Below are 18,859 nucleotides of genomic sequence, written 5' to 3' on the forward strand. Positions count from 1 at the left end.
CTGGAGTTACCAGACATGCATGGGGGCACGCCCAACGTCTTCGACCGGCACGGTTGTGATCGCACGCGACGAATAGCGACGGACCGGATCACGCCGTTTGAAGGAGCACGATGGAGCAGCGTCCCCCCACGCTCGATGAGGTTGCCATTGCCGCTGGAGTTTCCAGGTCAACGGCGTCACGCGTCATAAACGGCGCTGCTAGGGTCTCCCCCGCCACAAAACGAGCGGTCGAGTATGCCATTGAGCGCCTTGGCTACGTGCCCAACCATGCGGCCCGCTTCCTGGTGATGCGCAAAACGGGTTTCATCGTCCTCATTACGGACCAGGTTTCGCGGCCCACGCACCGCGACATCATCAAATCCGTGATCGACGTTTGTGATGCCGCGGGTCTGTCCGTGGTTCTGAAGCCGGCAAGCGCCGAACCGGAACGCATAGAAAGGCTGCGTCGGACACTACGCCCGGGGTTCGCGGACGGTGTCATCGTTGCAAGCGCGGGGGTCGACGCTAACACCGTAGGCGTTGTGCTCGACTCCGGGCTCCCCAGCGTTTTCATTGGCCGACCCGCCGTCGCGGGCCGTGTCCCCACGTACGCGGGCGTGGATTTCGACGAGGTCGTGCGCCTGGGGCTTGCCCAGTTCGCAGCGCGCGGCGCCACCAGGCCACTTTTGATCGCCGGTCCAACGAGCGATCTCGCCGAACCGTGGGCACGCTTGAGCGCGGCGCAAGGAATCGACGCACTACGCGTCGACGCCACTGGGCTGGGGATCGATGCGGGCTGCACGGCTATCCGTAAGGCCCGCGCCCAGGGGGCGGCCTTCGATGCGGTGTTGACGGAGAACGGTCCGCTCGCTGTGGGAGCGCTGCTTGAGCTTGGCGCGACGCCGCCCGCGGGGGCCGATGCGCAATCGCGACACGCGCGCATCCCGGTGGTGGCATTCGGTGCCGCCGATTTCACGCGGGTTCCGGCCAGCAACCTCGCGGTGGTCGTTCACCCGGCGGCAGACATTGCGCGGTTGGCCGCGACCATGTTGGTTGCGCAGCTCGACAAGGATGCGCAACCGGCCTGCGAATCCGACGAGCCCGGGTCGGCAACCCACCTGGTGACTCCGTGGATCGGCGATCAGGCAGTTTGACCCGCCGACCCACCGCGCGCCGCGCACCGGCCGCTACCGCTACCGCCGCAGGAGTTTACGGGCGATCGCGTTGCCGATGAACTGCACGACCTGGACCATGACGATGATGATGCCGACCGCGACCCAGGTGACGAGGTCGTTGTAGCGCTGATATCCCCACTGAATCGCGAAGGCACCCAACCCGCCGCCGCCAATGATGCCGGCCATGGCCGACATGTCGACGACGCCGACAAACAGGAACGCATACCCCAGCACCAGCGGCCCCAACGCTTCGGGAACCACGACTCGCATCAGCACGTGGAGCCGCGAAGCACCCATGGCGATGCCCGCCTCGATGACTCCAGGGTCCGTGGCGACCAGGTTCTGCTCCACGATCCGCGCGGTCGCGACCGTGCAGACGATCGTCATTGGGAAAATCATCGCCTCGGTGCCAAGCCCGGTCCCCATCACGGCCTGCGTTAGCGGGCGGATCGCGGCCAGGAAGATGATGAAGGGGATGGGGCGGATGAAGTTGATGAGGACGTTGACCAGTGCGTTCACCGGCCGGTTCGCGAAGATTCCGCCCTTGCGCGTGGCGAAGACGATGACGCCCAGGGCCAGCCCCAACAGACCCCCGATCAGGAGCGTGAGCGATACCATCTGCAGCGTCTCTTGGACCGCCTCGATGAGCTTGGGGGTGTACCGGTCCGAATCCCACTGATTGACCATGGGGAGCATTAGTTGCCCGCCTTTCCGGTTGCAGGTGCCGCTTCGTCGCCGTCGCCCAAGTCGCGCACGTCGGCATATTCGCGCAGCCGTTCGATAGCTGCGCGATTTTCGTCCGCGGAGCCTCTGAGCTCCAGGGTGAGAGATCCGAATGGTCGCTCTTCGACTTCGGTAATCGCCCCGTAGACAACGGATGCGGGGACGCCCAAGGCGGACAGGTCGAACGAATCGGTCCCATCTGCGCGCAGGGACACGACGATGAGGCGTCCCGCGTGGCTGCGCCGCAGGCGGTCGGTCACCGCCTCGCTCGGCTTGTCGGCCAGCGCCGAGGCGATGAACCGCCGCGTGGCGGGGTGCTCGGGGCGCGCCAGCACATCGTAGACGGCCCCGCGTTCAACGATTCGACCGCCTTCCATGACCGCAACTTTGTTGCAAAGATGCTGCACCACGCTCATCGAGTGCGTAATGAGCACGATAGTGACCCCCAGTTCGCGGTTGATGCGTCGCAGCAGGTCAAGCACTTCACGCGTGGTTTCGGGATCGAGCGCGCTGGTCGCCTCGTCGGCCAAGAGCACCGCCGGCGAGGTAGCGAGCGCACGGGCGATGCCGACCCGTTGCTTTTGGCCGCCCGAAAGCTGGGTGGGATATCGCTTGGCCTTGTCCGCGATGCCTACAAAGTCGAGCAACTCCGCAACGCGTTCGGCTCGCTTCTTCTTGGGCCATTTCGCGAGTTTGAGCGGATACCCGATGTTGGCCGCCACGGTGCGCGCATTGAAGAGATTGAAGTGTTGAAAGATCATTCCGATATCGCGGCGAATCTCGCGCAGCTCGCCCTGGCCGGCGGCCGTGACATCGCGCCCGTCGACGACGACGCGCCCGCTATCGGGTAGTTCCAGGGCGTTGATGACCCGCACCAGGGTGCTCTTTCCGGCCCCGGAGTAGCCGATAACTCCGTAAACGTCGCCCCGCTCCACATCGAGTGACACATCGTCGACGGCGCGCACCGCACCGCCATTGAACGTCTTGGTGATGCCGCTGAGGGAGATGATGGGGTCGCCGCTCGCGGTGGTCGCTGGATCATTCATCGGGACGCCTTTCATAGGAATTGCGGGGCGAACAACCGATCAGGCTGCTTGCCCCGCAATCTTTGGCAGAAGCTTACTTGTTGGTTAGTTGCGCCTCGGCGTCCGCGAGGTAGGTCGCAAGGTTCGCCGGGGTTTCGTGCACGATCACGGCGGTCCCGCCCGAGTTATCTTGCAGGTCGGCCTCGACGTCGGCCGACTGCGCGATCTCGATGAGCTTGAGGTAGACGGGGTTGTCCGCATCCGCCTCGCGCGCCGCCCAGATGTTGATGAACGGCTTCGCGGAATCGGCGCTCGGGTCGTCCTTGGCGATCGCGTCGCTCGGCTCAAGGCCCGTGTCGGTGACGTAGTCGTTGTTGACGATCGCCGCCGCGATCTGCTTGTCGCCCAGCGACCTGGCCGTCTGGTCGGCGGCCACGGGCGTCACGACGACCTTCGATGCGGCAGTGTCAACGTCATCCGGCGTCGCCACCAGCGCTCCGGTTCCCGACTTCAGCGTGATAAGGCCAGCGGATTGCAAGACGCCGAGCGCGCGCGCCTGGTTGGTGCCGTCGTTGGGAACGGCCACTTGGGCTCCCTGCGGGATTTCGGCAACCGATTTGTACTTCTCCGAGTACAGTCCGAGCGGGTAGATCGCCGTCGACCCGATTGCGGCCAGCTTCTCACCGGATTCGTTGTTGTACTGGGCCAGGAACAAGATGTGCTGGAACTGGTTCAGATCGAGCTGCCCGGCGGCGAGTTGCGGGTTGGGCTGCTGGTAGTCGCTGAAGTCGACCAGGTCGACGTAGATGCCGGCCGCGTTGGCGTCCTTTTCGAAGGTATCCCACTGCGGGCCGCTGGATCCGACGACTCCGATCTTGACCGGGTTATCCTTGCCGCCCTTGTCAGCGTCGCCGGGCGCGGTGAACGTGCCAGCGGCTGCCTCGGTGGTCGTCGTGGTCGCCGCCGAACTCGATGATGTCGATGAGCCAGAGCAGGCCGCGAGAGAAAGTACCGTGGCGGATGCGAGCGCTATGGCCGCAAGTGTTCGGCGAGTGCGTGACATTGAATTCTCCTTGTAGGAATAGCCGGGCAGGATTGGTGGACCTGATCCCGATGTGGTGTTGATTTTCCGACGAGTGCCCCGCGACCCGCGGGGACGGATTGCCTCAAGGTGCAGGCGTGGTGGTGCCCGGGCTGTGTGGTGCCGGGCGGGTTGTTGCTGCGTCACTAGTCACAGCACGGCAACGCCATGACGGGGCACATTCGACAGCAGTGCGCTGTCGCTACGCTCATCGCCGGTGTCGCGCGGCGGGCTCCCCTTGTCATGGGATCAATCTTGCCGCTCGGTCACCGGGATCCCAAGCGCGTCTCACGCCTTGGGATGCGCGACCGGGTCAGCCCGCGGACCCCAACGCCTGCGCCAAGTCCGCAAGCAGGTCGCCCACCGTCTCGATCCCGACGGAAACCCGCACCAGGTCAGCAGGAACTTCGAGCGCGGATCCCACAACGGAGGCGTGAGTCATCGCGTACGGGTACTCGATCAGCGATTCCACGCCGCCAAGCGACTCGGCGAGGGTGAAGACTTTTGTCGATTCAACGATGCGGCGAGCCCGTTCGGGGCTCCCCGCCCGGAACGAGACCATTCCCCCAAAGCCGCTCATCTGTCGCGTCGCGACCTCGTGGTGCGGGTGCGTATCGAGCCCCGGGTAGAGCACCGCCGCGTCGCCCAACTCCGCCACCAAGAAGTCCGCGATCGTTCGCGCGGACGCGCAGTGCCGTTCCATGCGCAGCTCCAGGGTCTTGAGCCCCCGCGCGGTCAGGTACAGGTCAAACGGCCCCTGGTTCCCGCCCACGGCCAACTGCTGGAATCGCAGTTCCTCGCTCAACGATCCGGAGCCCGCCATGCCCTCGCGCCCGCGCGGCAGCGTCGCGCCATCGCGGACCACGACCGCCCCACCGATCACGTCGGAATGTCCGGCGATGTACTTCGTTGTGGAATGGACCACCACATCGGCGCCCGACATCAGTGGGTTCTGCAACGCGGGGGTGGCGAACGTATTGTCGACGACAAGCAGCGCGCCGTGCGCGTGGGCCAGCTCCGAGAGCGCAGCGATATCGCTAATTCCCAGGAGCGGATTCGATGGCGTCTCGACCCACACCGCCTGCGTCTTTCCCGGCACGATCGCGGCCTCGACCGCCTCGAGCGACGCGGTTTGCGCGGGGCTGGCCGCCACGCCCCACTGTCCGAACACTCGCGATATGAGCCGATACGTGCCGCCATACGCATCCACCGGAATGACGATGTGGTCGCCGGGACGCGCGATGGTCCGCAACACCGCGTCCTCGGCCGCTAGCCCGGACGCGAACGCGTGCGCACTCGCGCCACCTTCCAGCGATGCAAGGGTTGCTTCCAGCGACGTGCGCGTAGGGTGCCCCGCACGCCCGTAGTCGTACCCCGCGCGCAGGTCCCCGACCCGTTCCTGGGCATAGGTCGACGACAGGTAGAGGGGCGCAATGACGGCGCCCGTGGTGGGGTCCGGTGCCTGACCGCTGTGTATAGCGCGCGTCGCGAAACCGGCTTCGCGGAACTCGTCCTTATTCGTCACTTGCTTACGCTCCCAGATATCCGAGCAGGTCATGGCGGGTCAGGACACCGACGGGGTTCCCCTCATCGAGCACCAGGACGGCGTCGTGTGTTTGCAAAATCAGTTGCAGGGCAGCTACCGATTCGCTCGATCCGATTTGCTGCAGCGGAGCGGACATGTGGTCGACGACGGGATCGCTGAGCGCGGCCGAGTCGGCGAATACCGCCTCCAGCAGGTCCCGCTCGGTGACCGACCCGACGACCTCCCCCACCACGATCGGCGGCTCCGCGCTTACCACGGGCATCTGCGAGACCCCGTACTCGCGCAAGATATCGATCGCGTCGCGAACCGTTTCGGTGGGGTGCGTGTGCACCAGCGCGGGCAACCCGTCGGCCTTGCCGCGCAACACGCTATCGACGGTCGACTCACCCTGCGCGGGCAAGAACCCGTAGGAACGCATCCACGAATCCGAGAAGATCTTCGACAGGTACCCGCGGCCGCTGTCCGGCAGCAGTACGACGATCACCGCGCGCGCGGCCGCCGCGGGGTCCTGCGATTCCAGGCGTTCCGCCAGTTCCAACGCACCCGCAACCGCCATCCCGGAGGAGCCGCCGACCAGCAGCGCCTCCTCGATCGCGAGACGCCGGGTGATGTCGAAGGAATCCCCATCGGAAACCGCGATCACCTCGTGCGGGACGCGCGGGTCGTAGGCGGCGGGCCAGAAGTCCTCGCCCACGCCCTCAACCAGGTAGGGGCGCCCGGTGCCGCCCGAATAGACCGATCCGCGCGGGTCGATGCCCACGATCCGCACCTCGCCACCGTCCGCCTCGCTGCGGTCCTTCGACACATCCCGCAGAAATCGACCGGTTCCGGTGATCGTGCCGCCCGTGCCAACACCCGCAACGAAGTGGGTAATGCGCCCATCGGTATCCTCCCAAATTTCCGGGCCGGTCGACGCATAGTGGCTGGCGGGGCCCGCCGGATTGGAATACTGGTCGGGCTTGTATGCCCCCGGTATTTCGCGGACAAGACGGTCCGAAACCGAGTAGTACGAGTTTGGGTCGCCGGGCGCGACGGCGGTTGGGGTGATGACGACCTCGGCGCCGTAGGCGCGCAAGACGTCGCGCTTGTCCTGGGAGACCTTATCGGGGCACACGAAGATGCAGTCGTAGCCCTTGCGCTGCGCCACCATGGCTAGCCCGACCCCGGTATTGCCGGAGGTCGGCTCCACGATCGTCCCGCCGGGAAGAAGCTTGCCTGCGGCCTCGGCCTCAGCGATGATTCGCTCCGCGATCCGATCCTTCACGGACCCGCCCGGGTTCATGTATTCGACCTTGGCCAGGATGGTGGCGCTCAGGCCCGCGGTGATCGACCCGAGCCTTACCAGCGGGGTGTGGCCGACCAGCTCGGAGATGTGTGAGGCATATTTCATTGCTCCACCGTAGCGACGACCCGGCCGTAGCGCTAACTGCGGCCGGGTCGTGGACAACGTTTACTTACCGTCGAGTTCGGCCTTGGTGGGCGGATCCGCCCCCGGACGCGAGACGGTGACGGCCGCCGCCTTTGCGCATCGGCTCAGCACGGCCTCCAGCGCATCGCGATCGAGATTGACGAGTTCTCCGTGCTTGCCGGCGCCCAGCGCCCCTGCACCGAGCAGGCCATCGATCAGCGCGCCCATGAAGGTGTCGCCGGCACCGACCGTGTCGACTACCTCGACCTTGACGCCGTCGATCTCGTGGATGTTCTGCCCGTGGACGGCGAGCGCCCCGCTGCCGCCGCGGGTGACGACGACCAGGCTCGGGCCCGAGGCCGCCCACCGCTTGGCCACCGAGAGGTAGTCCTCGCCCGGAGACGACCATTCGAGGTCCTCATCCGAGACCTTGACGACGTCCGAAATCGCCACCAACCGCTCGAACTTGGCCGCCGTGACCTCGGGGACCTCCATGATTGCGGGGCGCGCGTTCGGGTCGTACGAGATCGTTGCCCCCGCCGCGCGGGCCTTGAGGAGGAACTCGTAGATCGCGTCGGCGGCCGGTTCCAGGACCGCGCCGATCGATCCGAGGTGGACGTGCCCTACGCCCTGCGGGCTGTAATCCGCCGGGAAGTTCCACTCGATGTCGAAGATGTACTTCGCTCCCCCATCCGCACCGAGCACGGCGGTGGCGCTGGAAGTGTGGTCGGCGCCCTGCGACTGCGGAACGACCTTCACTCCGGATGCACGCAACCATTCGACGATGCGCTGCCCGGCTTCGTCCGTCCCAATCCACGTCAGCAACTCTGGTTCGTTGCCGAGGCGACCGAGCGTGATCGCGACGTTGGCGGGTGACCCGCCGGGCACGCGGTCCACCGTGCCGTCGAGGCGGTGGACGACATCGATCAGCGCCTCACCGATAATGAGCAATTGGTTGTCCGTCATCGCAGTTTCCCTTCAGCGACCGCGCTGGCCAGCGACGGCGTGAGCGGAAGCCGCGGAATCAGTGTCGCCTGGAACGCGTGATACAGGTCCGGCTTGCCGGGCCACACCAGGGCCGCCGGAACGTTCTTTTCGTCCAGTTCGTGGAACCACGAACCGAGCTTGTGGTCGATCAGGTGCGTATCGACGTAATCCCACCACAATTGGTACGCGTCGGCATACTGTTGCTCGCGTGTACGCTCCCACAGGGCGGCGGCCGCGCCGATGCCTTCGGCGGCCACCCAGTGCATGCGGCCTCGCACGACGGGTTTGCCTTCCCAGTCGGTTGTGTACACGAAACCGGGTTCCCCGTCCACATCCCACCCCTTGTCGACGGCGGCCTGGAACAAGGCGGTCGCCGCACCGAGATAGTCGCCGTGCGGAAGCGACAGCGCATCCAACGACGCCTCGAGGTGGAGCATCAGGCGGGCCCACTCAAGCGAGTGTCCGATGGTGACGCCGTACGGTTTGAATTGGTCGTCGCGCTGGTCGTCGTTGTATTCGAGCTCGGCGTTCCAGTTCACATCGTAGTGTTCGGGAATCTGCCAGTTGTGGGCCTTCGCCTGTTCGATCACGAAGTCAACGACGCGCTGGGCACGCAGCAGCCACTTGTCGTCGCCGGTGACGTCGGCGACGGTGAGCATCGCCTCGACGCCGTGCATGTTGGCGTTGATGCCCCGGTAGGGATCGGGGGTGGAAAAGTCGGTGCTCCACGTGTCGATGAGCTTGCCCGCGGCCTCATCCCAGAAGTACTTTTCGAAGACCTCAATGGCCGCGTCGAGCAGTTCGCGGCCGCCCTCGAGGCCCGCGCGCGTGGCAGAGGTCCCCGCCAGCAACACGAACGCGTGGGCATAGGCCGATTTGTCCGCCTCGGGGGTGCCGTCAGCTGCGACCGAGGAGAACCAGCCGCCGGCGGCCTCGTCCTTGAGAATCCCGGTCAAACCGGCCAGCGCTCCCTGCGCCACAGGCTTGCTCCCGGGGATGCCCAGCAACGTCCCAATGGAGTAGACGTGCACCATGCGGCACGTTATCCACGTGAAAACCGGCTGGTCGACGAGCGGCTGGCCGTCATCCGACAAGACGCTGGCGCCACCGCCGCTGCGCACAACGTTGCGTCCGAAGTCCAGCAAATCGACGCTCTGCTGCTGCAGCCACAGGCGATGACTGGGCAGTTCGTACCACGGTTGCATTGATGTTTACCTCATATCTAGTGATCCAGTGCGGGACGGCAAACGCCCCTATACCTCAAACAACGTTGTCATACCAAACGCTACTACCTTCCCAGACGCCGCTCCCTAACGGAATAGGACCGAAGTGCCCGAAGAAAGTCAACCCGGCGAAATTCGGGCCAAAACGCCTCGCAAAAATAGAATTCCGAGTGCGCTGACTGCCACAGCAGGAACCCCGAGAGCCGTTGCTCGCCCGATGTGCGGATGACTAGGTCCGGATCGGGCTGCCCCTTGGTGTAGAGGTGCGCGGCGATGTCGACGGCGTCGATGTCGGCCGCGACCTGCGCAAGCGTGGCCCCGTGCGCTTCGCGTTCGCGCAACACCGCCCGCACCGCGTCGGCGATTTCATCCCTGCCGCCGTAGCCGACGGCGATGTTGACCTGCATCGGCACATCGAGCCCGGCCGTACTGGTTTCGGCTCGCCGTAGCGCGTCGGCCAGCCCCGCGGGGAGCATGTCGAGTCGGCCCATCACCCGTATCCGCCAGCGCTGGGCGGCCGCCAGGTCCGTCACGGATCCCTCGATGACGGCGAGCAGGTCCTGTAGTTCGTCCGCCGAGCGGCTGAGATTGTCCGTGGACAGCATCCACAGCGTTGCAAGTTGAATGTCCAGTTCCTCGCACCAAGACAAGAACTCCGCTATCTTGTCGGCCCCCCGCTGGTGACCGGTGAGGGCAGGTTCCCCGAACGCCTTCGCCCACCGGCGGTTTCCGTCGAGGATCACCCCGACGTGGCAGGGCCGCCGTGCTTGCGGCAGGCTCGCCAGGATTCTGCGTTCGTAGAGCCCATAAATCGGTCGGGGAAGCCGCAATCGCCGACGCTGTCCGCGCCTGGATCGCAAGGCGTCGATGCCGATGCGGTTCTTGAGCCAACTCACCAATTTAGGTTACCTGAGGTTGTGGCATGCCCCCTTAAGTTACGGTAGCGTAGGTTATTAGGGCATCGCCGCTTCGGCATTTCACCGATCCGGGTCACTAATCGATCGCAGGGAGTGTGTGTGACACCGACCTCAGGGGTCTCCGACCTCAAACCGCGCCTGCGCGGGTGGCTCCACGCAGGCGCTGCGCCACTGGCCCTGGCTGCTGGCATCGTCCTGGTCTGCCTGACACCGACGGTTCCGGGAAAGCTTGCCTCCGCCACATTTGCGCTGGCGTCGGTCATGCTCTTCGCCACCAGCGCCACCTATCACCTCGGCCGCTGGTCCGTGCGTACCAAAGCCGTCCTGCGTCGGCTCGACCACTCCAACATATTTTTGCTCATTGCCGGCACTTATACCCCGTTGGCGGTGCTGCTGCTGGATCGACGCAACTGCATCATTTTGCTGTCAATCGTGTGGGCGGGGGCGATCGCCGGGCTCCTCGCCCGCGTGCTGTGGCTCACCGCGCCGCGGTGGCTCTATGTACCGATCTACGTGGCTCTCGGCTGGGTCGCCGTCGCCTACCTACCGTCCTTTTGGCGAACCGGCGGCCCCGCGGTCGTGTGGTTGGTGGTGGCCGGGGGGCTGGCCTACACGCTTGGCGCCGTCGTCTACGGGTTCAAGAAGCCGAACCCAAGCCCCACCTGGTTCGGATTTCACGAGGTCTTCCACTCCCTGACCTTGGCCGCCTTCGCGTGCCACTGCACGGCCATCATGATCGCCGCCACAACGGTCACGGCGGCCGCCCGCTAATTGCCTGGCCTCGCTCGCCGTCAGGCGGGCCGGACCCGCAAACGCCGCCAGGCCCACACCGAGCCCAGCCCCCTTTTTTTCGCCGTCAGGCGGGCACCACGCGGAACCTGCGGTTGCGCAGGGACGGATTAGCTTCCCGCATCTGGGCTACGGCCGCCGTATCTATATCGATTGTGCGCAGTTGCGGCTGCGCACCGCACGCTAGCCCGACTGCTCCGTCCGGCGTGATCACCTGCGATGCGCCGATGGCACCCTTGCCCGTAAGGCCCACCCCGATCAGGATTGCCACGTTTTCGATCGCTCGGGCGCGCAGGAGTATTTCCCACTGCTCGGCCTTGCCCGGCCCGGGTGCCCATGCGGCGGGAACCACTATCACCTCGGCTCCGGCGTCCACCAAGCGCCTGGCACTTTCTGGAAAGCGCAGGTCATAACAGGCCATAACGCCCACCGAAACGCCAGCAATTTGCACCACCACGGGGTCGTCCTGCGGGTCACCCGCGACCAATCGATCTGATTCGCGGTGCCCGAACGCATCGTAGAGATGGACCTTACGGTAGGTCGCGCGGTCCAGCCCGTCGGGGCCAACTACAACGACTTCGCTCGCGGCCTTTTGCCCAGCAGCGGCAAACGAGGTCACTCCCGCAACAATCCACAGGGCATGTTCTCGCGCAATACTCCGCAGTTCTGCCCTGTAGCGCCCGTCCGGGCCCTGCGCCAGGTCCACCCCGACACCTTGAGGATCGAAGGCGCTCGCGTATTCCGGCAGGATTAGGAGGTCGGCGTTACGTTCCCCGGCGTATCTACCGGCGTCGCGCGCTACTACCGCGTTCGCTCCAGTGTCTGCCCCCGCCTCAATTTGGGCAATCGACACCCTCACGCGTCGGCGTCCTTGCCAACGCGCTCGCTGCCGGAACCGAACGCGACCGCACCGTTCTGGGCGACCGCACCGTTCTGGGCGACCGCACCGCCCCCACCAGGGGCCGCACCACCATCCCCTCCGGAAACCACACCACCCCCACCAGAGGCCACGCCACCATCCCCTCCGGACACAGCAGCACCATCAGGGCGCGGATCCGGGAGCAAGGCGGCCTCGACCATGTGATCAGCGTGCGCGGAATGCTTGATCCTGCGGATCCGCTTGGACAACGACACCATCAGGAAGATAACTACGATGACCATCAGGAAAGTCGCAGCGAACCCGATTAGGCCGGGAGCCACGTCCGTGGATTTCAGATCGTCGCGCAGCACGGGTTCCGGTGACGTCGTGGTGCCGGCGCCTTGTGCCGCCAACACGAAACCGTAGGCGGTGTGAAACATCGCTGCCCTCAATTCGTCGTGGTGTTATCGGGTTCGATGCCGGCTGGCAACAGAAAATCAATGGCAGACTCCGTGTCCTCATATCCCGCGATGGGCGGCTCGCCTTCGCCAGCAGCCGCGGCTTGGAGTTCAGCGTCACTTGCCTCCGGGTCGATGCCGGCGAAAAGGTCAACCTCCGGTATAGAGGCTGGCACACGCGTGGACGCCAACTCGAATTCCTCCCACGGCCAAACCTGCGATTCGAGTTCGCGAGGCACCGCGAAAAAGAATCCCCCCGGATCGATCTGGCTAGCGTGAGCGCGCAGTGCCGCGTCTCGCCGGTTCCGCCACGGGTCGACATCTATGCGTGTTGTTGCGTGGCGTTCCAGGATCGGATGCTCATTTCGCCGATCGATCCAGGGACCGAATGGCGATTCGAGCCCAGCATCAAGCATTGCTTCGTGGAGCGCCAACGAGCGGGCGATGGAGAAGTCGTGGTTGTAGTAGAGCTTGAGGACGCTCCACGCCTCCCCGAGATCGGGTCGGTAATCGGGGTGCGCGGCCAGGATGTACGCCGCAACCGATATTTGGTGGGTGCGGATGTGGTCCGGGTGCGGGTACCCGCCCATGGGGTCGTACGTGGTCATAACGTGGGGGCGGAACGATCGAACCAAACGCACCAGCTCTGGCACCTCGGTGGCCAAGTCACCGGCGGCGAACGATCCCGCGGGCAGCGGTGGTAGGGGGTCGCCTTCGGGCAACCCTGAATCGACGAAACCAAGCCAGACTTGCGAAACCCCGAGCGCCTCGCGCGCCTGCGCCATCTCGCGTTGCCGCAGTTCGCGCATTGCTTCCAGGCCCTTATAGTCCCCGGTGAACGTCGGGTTGAGCACGTCCCCGCGTTCCCCACCCGTGCATGTGACGATGAGGACTTCGGCGGACTCGTCGGAATATTTTGCGGTCGTCGCGGCGCCCTTGGACGATTCGTCGTCGGGGTGCGCGTGAACGGCCATAAGCCTGCGTTGGGGGGCCACTTGTTACCTCCGGAGGATTCAACTCCATCGATTATCGCCGAGGATCGGTGCGGAATGCGGCATGCCAGGGCAAGATGCGACACTGGTAGCGGTAAATCGTGGCGGGCGGAGGATGCATGACAGGCGACGATGTGACACAAATGCTTGACGAGGAGGGCGCAGACACTGCCGGCACCGACGGGCGACGCTCCCTTTCTTTGCAGCAGAAAATCGCGATCGGAGTTGCTTTAGCGCTCGGGTGTGCGGGGGCTGCCTGGGCAGCATTTGGGGACGAGTCCACCTCCGTCGACTCGCAGGTAATTTCGTTTAAGGTGAACAATTCCGAATCCACGACGTTGACCTTCAACGTTACGAAGCCGGAGTCGATGACAGTGCGATGCGAGGTCGAAGCCCTATCCCACTCCTATGTCCAGGTCGGGTTCGTCGCCCTGGATGTAGGCCCCAGCGACGCCGCGCGGCAGATCGTTTCGATCGACATTCCAACGACAGAGACGGCCGTGTCAGCTGTCGTGCGTTCGTGCGAACCCGCGTCTTCGTAGTCGCTAGCCCACCATCGACGGTTACGTTCGACCCCGCTGGTCGAGTTGCCCGCGCAGCGGGCGTATCGAGACCACCCCCGCACCAAAGATTGATCTCGATACACGCCTCCGGCGCACTCGATCAATGAACACAAACCACCGCACTCAGCGACCCCGCTGGTCGAGTTGCCCGCGCAGCGGGCGTATCGAGACCACCCCCGCACCAAAGATTGATCTCGATACACGCCTCCGGCGCACTCGATCAACGAACACAAACCACCGCACTCAGCGACCCCGCTGGTCGAGTTGCCCGCACAGCGGGCGTATCGAGACCACCCCCGCACCAAAGATTGATCTCGATACACGCCCCCGGGCGCACTCGATCAACGAACTATCCCACACCAGGCGACCCTGCTGGTCGAGTTGCCCGCACAGCGGGCGTATCGAGACCACCCCCGCACCAGGCCGACGGGCGACGACACCACACCAGATTGATCTCGATACACGCCTCCGGCGCACTCGATCAACGAACACAAACCACCGCACTCAGCGACCCTGCTGGTCGAGTTGCCCGCACAGCGGGCGTATCGAGACCACCCCCGCACCAAAGATTGATCTCGATACACGCCTCCGGCGCACTCGATCAACGAACACAAACCACCGCACTCAGCGACCCCGCTGGTCGAGTTGCCCGCACAGCGGGCGTATCGAGACCACCCCCGCACCAAAGATTGATCTCGATACACGCCCCCGGGCGCACTCGATCAACGAACTATCCCACACCACGCGACCCCGCTGGTCGAGTTGCCCGCACAGCGGGCGTATCGAGACCACCCCCGCACCAGGCCGACGGGCGACGACACCACACCACCGCGGATCCGCTCGCTAGCGGCCCGCATCCCTTCAGATTCCTCGGCACCGGAGATCATTTGGCCGCCCCGGCGCCACCCGGGGCTTTCCGTTCGATGTATGCTTGTTAGTTCATGCGCTGGAGACTGCGCACCACATCAGGCACCATGAAGGGAGTTGGCTATGGCCGAAAACGCCGGAACCTGGCTAACACAAGACGCGTTCGACAAGTTGAGCGCGGAACTCGAAAACCTACAGGGTCCAGTGCGTGCCGAGATCACTCGCCGCATCGCCGCGGCACGTGAAGAGGGCGACCTGAAGGAGAACGGCGGCTACCACGCGGCACGTGAGGAGCAGGGCAAGAACGAGGCCCGCATCCGAGAGCTCACTGAGAAGCTGCGCACCGCCCAGGTCGGTACGCCTCCCGACGATGGGATCGTCGAACCGGGGATGCTGGTGGATGCGGTCGTTGCTGGCAAGAACCTCACGTTCATCCTGGGTTCACGCGAGATTTCCGAAACGACATCGATTTCCGTGTTTTCTCCGACATCGCCGCTGGGTGCGGCAATCAACGGCAAGAAGGTCGGTGACAAAGTTTCGTATCCGGCGCCGAACGGCAACGAGATCGCGGTCGAGATCGTTTCTGCCAAGCCCTTTACCGGCTGACAACCCGGCAGTTGAGTGACCCGCGGGCGGTGTGACCAATTGGTCCCCGCCCGCTTTGTCGTCCCAGGAGCAACGCGGCGCGTACCCGCAACAGCAGAGCGCAACCGCAGGACCGGCGCGCACCCGCGCCACCAGCACAATTCACCACCCCGCGCTGCCTTCACCGCACAGCGCGCTGCTCAAACCCCAAACCACAGCACGCAAAGGGATGCGCCCGGACGTCAACCGGCCTACGCAGCGCGCGGATCCTCCACTGCGGCCGTCAGCGCCGTGGCGTAAAGGAGCCACCCGGCATAGGGAACCAGCAGCGCCGCTGCAACCCTGTCGCGCCGCGCCAGCACGACGATCTCGGCGATGACCGCGGCATCGAGCGCCGCGATGACGCTCAGCGCGGCGCGCTGACGGCGCCTTCCGAAGAACAGCGGCGTCCAGGCAGCATTCAACGCAAGCTGCGCGGTGTGCAGTATTTTCTCGGTCGCAGTGGCGCTGCGCAGGCCAGCGCCCACATTGGCGAGGTAAAGGAGCCCCCAAGCGGGCCCAAATAGCCACGCGGGCGGCGCCCAGCGCGGCTTATCGAGCCTCGCATAAACGTCCGCCGCGTCAGCGGCCGCAAGCCGCCCAACAGCGGCAGCCCCCGCGACTGTCCCGACGGCCCAGAACCGATGCGCGAGTTTTCCCACGGCTTACCTCCCAGATGGCGGTGTTACACCCCGCTGCCACCGCGCCGATCCCCGGCGCGGTCCTGCCTACAGTACCCGGTAGCCGTGCGCCCGCAACCCGGCCAACAACTCGGCGCAGTGCGCGGGCCCCTTGGTCTCGACCTGGAAAGTGACCTCGACCTCGTCGATCGCCAGATCCGGCCCGGTACGCACGTGGTCGACGTGCATCACATTGCCGCCGTCACGCGCGAGTTCGTCCACAAGCTCCGCCAACGCCCCCGGCCGGTCGATCAACCGCACCCTGAGGTTGAGGTAGCGCCCGGCCGCTGCCAAACCGTGCCGGATCACCCGCAACAGCACGGTCGGATCGACGTTCCCGCCGGACAATACGATGCACACCGGACCTTGGGAGAATCGCTCCGGGTGTGCCAAGAGGGCGGCGACGCCCACAGCTCCCGCTGGTTCGACGACCAGTTTGCTGCGCTCCAACAGATGCAAAAGTGCGCGAGAGATGTCTTCTTCCTCCACTGTCGCGATCTTCGCCGTGCCGACGATGATGTCAAAGGGCACCTGCCCGGGCTCCGAAACAGCGATGCCGTCGGCCATCGTTGTGCTGCCGTGCACCAGTGTGGGTTGGCCCGCGGCAACGGAAGCGGGGTACGCCGCGAAGCGCGCCGCCTGCACGCCGACGACATCAATACCGGCCTGCTGCGGCGACAAATCGATTTCCCTCACGCCGCGCACCAGTCCGGCGACCAATCCACCCCCACCCAGCGGAGCAATGATTGTCCGCACGCCGGGTATCTGGTCCACGATCTCGCGGGCGATGGTGCCCTGCCCCGCGATGATGTCGGGATGGTTGAAGGGATGGATCAGAACTCGTCCTGTATCTTGCGCATCCTGCGCGGCCGCTTGCAGCGCATCGGCCACATTGACCCCGACCAGCTTGACCGTGGCACCGTAGGCCTCGGTTGCGGCCACCTTGGGCAATGCGGCGCCCTCTGGCATGTAGATCGTGGCGTCGATCCCGAGCGCGGCGGCCGCCAAGGCGACTCCCTGCGCATGATTGCCGGCACTTGCGGCGACGACGCCGCGCGCGCGTTGGTCGGCATCCAAACCTTCCATTCGGACGAGCGCCCCGCGAATCTTAAATGAACCGGTTCGTTGCAGATTCTCGCACTTAAGCCACACCTCGGTTCCCGCTAGCTCGCTTAGCGCGCGCGAGTACGCGACCGGCGTGGTCGTGATCCGCCCCGCCAGTATGGCCTGCGCGTCTGCAACGGTGGTCTCGCTCATCGGAGTCTCCGGAAGATCGGTGCCTGGAACATCTCGACAATACCGCCCCGCATGTTTCGTTCGTTTTTTCCTGCCACACTGGAAAGAAATACCCGGTGGAAGGACTGAGCAATGGCATTTGACGATGTGTTTTCGCGTTTGTTTTCGCGACCCGCGCCCATCGCAGTTACGCGCGAGCGGGCACTGCCGGGACGGACGGCTCCAGTCTTGCCCGTCCCCGGGCGCCATGCCGCCCTCGGCACGCCGATAGATGGCCCCTTCCCCGCCGGTACGCAGGTCATCGGCCTGGCGTTGGGATGCTTCTGGGGCGCCGAAAGGGCGCTGTGGGAGCTGCCCGGCGTGTTCACGACGGCCGTCGGGTATCAGGGAGGCTTCACCCCGAATCCGACCTACGAGGAGGTGTGCAGCGGGCTCACCGGGCACGCAGAAACAGTGCGCGTCGCGTACGGCCCCGACCTTGCCACGCGCGACCTGCTTGCCCGCTTCTGGGAACTGCACGACCCGACGCAGGGGTTCCGCCAGGGCAACGACGTGGGGACCCAATATAGGTCGGCGATCTACTGGACCGATGAGGCCCAACGGGATCTGGCTATAGAGACACGCGACGTATTCGCCCCGCGCCTCGCTGCGGCCGGGTTCCCGCCGATCACCACCGAGATCGTGTCGGCTGCTCAGGCCGGCCCGTTCTACCTGGCAGAGGATTACCACCAGCAGTATCTGGTGAAGAATCCGAACGGGTACTGCCCGGTGCACTCGACCGGGGTGTCGTGTTCGTAGGCGGCCAATGCAGGTCCGCGCTCAATGGCGTCGGTTCCTAGCGGCGGTGGCCCTACACCCAACTCGGTGATCCGCTAGTGGCGGCTCGACCGCGCCCCTTCTACGGGAGCGGCTGCCCCTAGCGGCGGCCCGACGTGCCCTTGCCACGAGAGCGGCTGCCCCCGGCACGCCGTCCGCCCGCAGAACCTCTGCCGGTTCCGCGCGCTGATCCGCCACGCGCAGATTCGCCGCGGCCGCCACCGGTGCCCTCTGCCCGCTGTCCGCCTTTGCGGGGCTGTTGCCCACCATCAGCCTGCCCGCCATCCGTTCGCCCACGATCGGCGTTCCCGCCATTCGCCCGCCCCGCATCCCCCCGCGAGCTGCGCGCGCCGCGCCCGCGCACGATCCCCGCCAAGTCGTCGCATAGCGGGTGTGCGGCGCGCCGCGACCACACCAGCCCCACCGATGAGGTTGGTGCATCAATCACCGGCAAGTGGGCGACGTCTTTGCGATGGTACAACCGGGCCAACGACATCGGTACAACCAGCAAACCGGCGGATGCCGCGCACCATTCGATCGCGTCCTTGACCGTCGGCACGTCCAGGAGCGGCCGCCGCCCTCGGATCGTTGACTCGCCCCACACCAGGCCGGTGTCCGGCGGCGTCAGGACCACGTCATCGGATAGATCGGCGAGCACGCATTCATCCAAGACGGTCAACGCGTGATCGACGGGCGCGACCACGACGGTGGCCTCTTCGTACAGTGTTATGGTGTGCCATTGGTCTCCCGGGACCGGCACCCGTACCAGCGCGGCGTTGAATTCACCCGCGCTGAGGCCGCCGACGGCCCTCTCCTGGCTCTCCAAAGAGGCCGACAGCGGGGTCGCGGGAACCAATTCCCGCCACACCCGCTGCCACTTGCCCGGTGTCACCCCGGGTACATACGCAAGT

19 protein-coding genes are annotated in these 18,859 nt (G+C 65.4%); 5 read left to right on the forward strand and 14 right to left on the reverse strand.

What is annotated here, in order from left to right; genetic code table 11:
- Positions 1 to 110 precede the first annotated feature (110 nt).
- Positions 111 to 1,133 carry a LacI family DNA-binding transcriptional regulator gene (locus tag FB389_RS04525; protein ID WP_142111568.1) on the forward strand — a complete coding sequence of 341 codons (1,023 nt, stop codon included), beginning with the start codon at positions 111 to 113 and terminating at the stop codon, positions 1,131 to 1,133.
- A gap of 39 nt (positions 1,134 to 1,172) precedes the next feature.
- Here FB389_RS04525 and FB389_RS04530 read toward each other — a convergent pair whose 3' ends face one another.
- The 8 genes from FB389_RS04530 to FB389_RS04565 form a co-directional block, all read right to left on the reverse strand.
- Positions 1,173 to 1,850: a methionine ABC transporter permease gene (locus tag FB389_RS04530; RefSeq protein WP_142111569.1), complete on the reverse strand. Its 678-nt coding sequence runs from the start codon at positions 1,848 to 1,850 to the stop codon at positions 1,173 to 1,175.
- Positions 1,850 to 2,923 carry a methionine ABC transporter ATP-binding protein gene (locus tag FB389_RS04535; RefSeq protein WP_142111570.1) on the reverse strand — a complete coding sequence of 358 codons (1,074 nt, stop codon included), beginning with the start codon at positions 2,921 to 2,923 and terminating at the stop codon, positions 1,850 to 1,852. The genes FB389_RS04530 and FB389_RS04535 overlap by 1 nt, the downstream gene beginning before the upstream one ends.
- A gap of 73 nt (positions 2,924 to 2,996) precedes the next feature.
- A complete protein-coding gene (locus FB389_RS04540; protein ID WP_142111571.1) occupies positions 2,997 to 3,965 on the reverse strand; it encodes a MetQ/NlpA family ABC transporter substrate-binding protein in 969 nt (322 codons plus the stop codon).
- Between the two features lie 331 nt (positions 3,966 to 4,296).
- The gene (locus FB389_RS04545) at positions 4,297 to 5,541 is read right to left on the reverse strand and encodes a cystathionine gamma-synthase (protein ID WP_142111572.1); all 1,245 of its coding nucleotides are present in this window, start codon (positions 5,539 to 5,541) and stop codon (positions 4,297 to 4,299) included.
- Entirely contained in the window at positions 5,513 to 6,919 is a 1,407-nt protein-coding gene (locus tag FB389_RS04550; protein WP_142111573.1) for a cystathionine beta-synthase, read from the reverse strand. The genes FB389_RS04545 and FB389_RS04550 overlap by 29 nt, the downstream gene beginning before the upstream one ends.
- Before the next feature lie 60 nt (positions 6,920 to 6,979).
- Positions 6,980 to 7,903 carry a carbohydrate kinase family protein gene (locus FB389_RS04555; protein ID WP_142111574.1) on the reverse strand — a complete coding sequence of 308 codons (924 nt, stop codon included), beginning with the start codon at positions 7,901 to 7,903 and terminating at the stop codon, positions 6,980 to 6,982.
- Positions 7,900 to 9,129, reverse strand: a complete 1,230-nt coding sequence (locus FB389_RS04560) for an AGE family epimerase/isomerase (RefSeq protein ID WP_142111575.1) — start codon at positions 9,127 to 9,129, stop codon at positions 7,900 to 7,902. The genes FB389_RS04555 and FB389_RS04560 overlap by 4 nt, the downstream gene beginning before the upstream one ends.
- An 83-nt stretch (positions 9,130 to 9,212) precedes the next feature.
- The gene (locus FB389_RS04565) at positions 9,213 to 9,977 is read right to left on the reverse strand and encodes an isoprenyl transferase (protein WP_142113543.1); all 765 of its coding nucleotides are present in this window, start codon (positions 9,975 to 9,977) and stop codon (positions 9,213 to 9,215) included.
- Positions 9,978 to 10,163: 186 nt separating this feature from the next.
- Here FB389_RS04565 and trhA point away from each other — a divergent pair, with 186 nt between their 5' ends.
- Complete coding sequence (gene trhA, locus FB389_RS04570) at positions 10,164 to 10,835, forward strand: PAQR family membrane homeostasis protein TrhA (protein WP_246043519.1); 672 nt, start codon at positions 10,164 to 10,166, stop codon at positions 10,833 to 10,835.
- 85 nt (positions 10,836 to 10,920) lie between these two features.
- Here trhA and FB389_RS04575 read toward each other — a convergent pair whose 3' ends face one another.
- From FB389_RS04575 to mca, 3 genes are read right to left on the reverse strand one after another with little or no spacing between them, the layout of a single operon-like run.
- Entirely contained in the window at positions 10,921 to 11,712 is a 792-nt protein-coding gene (locus FB389_RS04575; RefSeq protein WP_142111577.1) for a nitrilase-related carbon-nitrogen hydrolase, read from the reverse strand.
- Positions 11,709 to 12,152, reverse strand: a complete 444-nt coding sequence (locus FB389_RS04580; protein WP_142111578.1) for a hypothetical protein — start codon at positions 12,150 to 12,152, stop codon at positions 11,709 to 11,711. The genes FB389_RS04575 and FB389_RS04580 overlap by 4 nt, the downstream gene beginning before the upstream one ends.
- 8 nt (positions 12,153 to 12,160) lie before the next feature.
- Positions 12,161 to 13,144 carry a mycothiol conjugate amidase Mca gene (gene mca, locus FB389_RS04585; RefSeq protein WP_142111579.1) on the reverse strand — a complete coding sequence of 328 codons (984 nt, stop codon included), beginning with the start codon at positions 13,142 to 13,144 and terminating at the stop codon, positions 12,161 to 12,163.
- Positions 13,145 to 13,281: 137 nt separating this feature from the next.
- Here mca and FB389_RS04590 point away from each other — a divergent pair, with 137 nt between their 5' ends.
- Entirely contained in the window at positions 13,282 to 13,704 is a 423-nt protein-coding gene (locus FB389_RS04590; RefSeq protein WP_142111580.1) for a DUF4307 domain-containing protein, read from the forward strand.
- 1,011 nt (positions 13,705 to 14,715) lie between these two features.
- Positions 14,716 to 15,198 carry a transcription elongation factor GreA gene (gene greA, locus FB389_RS04595; protein ID WP_142111581.1) on the forward strand — a complete coding sequence of 161 codons (483 nt, stop codon included), beginning with the start codon at positions 14,716 to 14,718 and terminating at the stop codon, positions 15,196 to 15,198.
- Positions 15,199 to 15,428: 230 nt separating this feature from the next.
- Here the strand turns inward: greA and FB389_RS04600 are convergent, their stop codons facing one another.
- Both FB389_RS04600 and ilvA read right to left on the reverse strand, forming a co-directional pair.
- The gene (locus tag FB389_RS04600; protein ID WP_142111582.1) at positions 15,429 to 15,878 is read right to left on the reverse strand and encodes a TspO/MBR family protein; all 450 of its coding nucleotides are present in this window, start codon (positions 15,876 to 15,878) and stop codon (positions 15,429 to 15,431) included.
- 66 nt (positions 15,879 to 15,944) lie between these two features.
- Complete coding sequence (gene ilvA, locus FB389_RS04605) at positions 15,945 to 17,153, reverse strand: threonine ammonia-lyase (protein WP_142111583.1); 1,209 nt, start codon at positions 17,151 to 17,153, stop codon at positions 15,945 to 15,947.
- 111 nt (positions 17,154 to 17,264) lie between these two features.
- On the opposite strand from ilvA, the gene msrA reads away from it, so the two are divergent.
- A complete protein-coding gene (gene msrA / locus FB389_RS04610) occupies positions 17,265 to 17,930 on the forward strand; it encodes a peptide-methionine (S)-S-oxide reductase MsrA (RefSeq protein WP_142111584.1) in 666 nt (221 codons plus the stop codon).
- 118 nt (positions 17,931 to 18,048) lie between these two features.
- Here msrA and FB389_RS04615 read toward each other — a convergent pair whose 3' ends face one another.
- Positions 18,049 to 18,840 carry a LysR family transcriptional regulator substrate-binding protein gene (locus tag FB389_RS04615; protein WP_170207875.1) on the reverse strand — a complete coding sequence of 264 codons (792 nt, stop codon included), beginning with the start codon at positions 18,838 to 18,840 and terminating at the stop codon, positions 18,049 to 18,051.
- Positions 18,841 to 18,859: the final 19 nt, after the last annotated feature.

Source organism: Rarobacter incanus, assembly GCF_006715765.1.
Lineage (GTDB): Bacteria > Actinomycetota > Actinomycetes > Actinomycetales > Cellulomonadaceae > Rarobacter > Rarobacter incanus.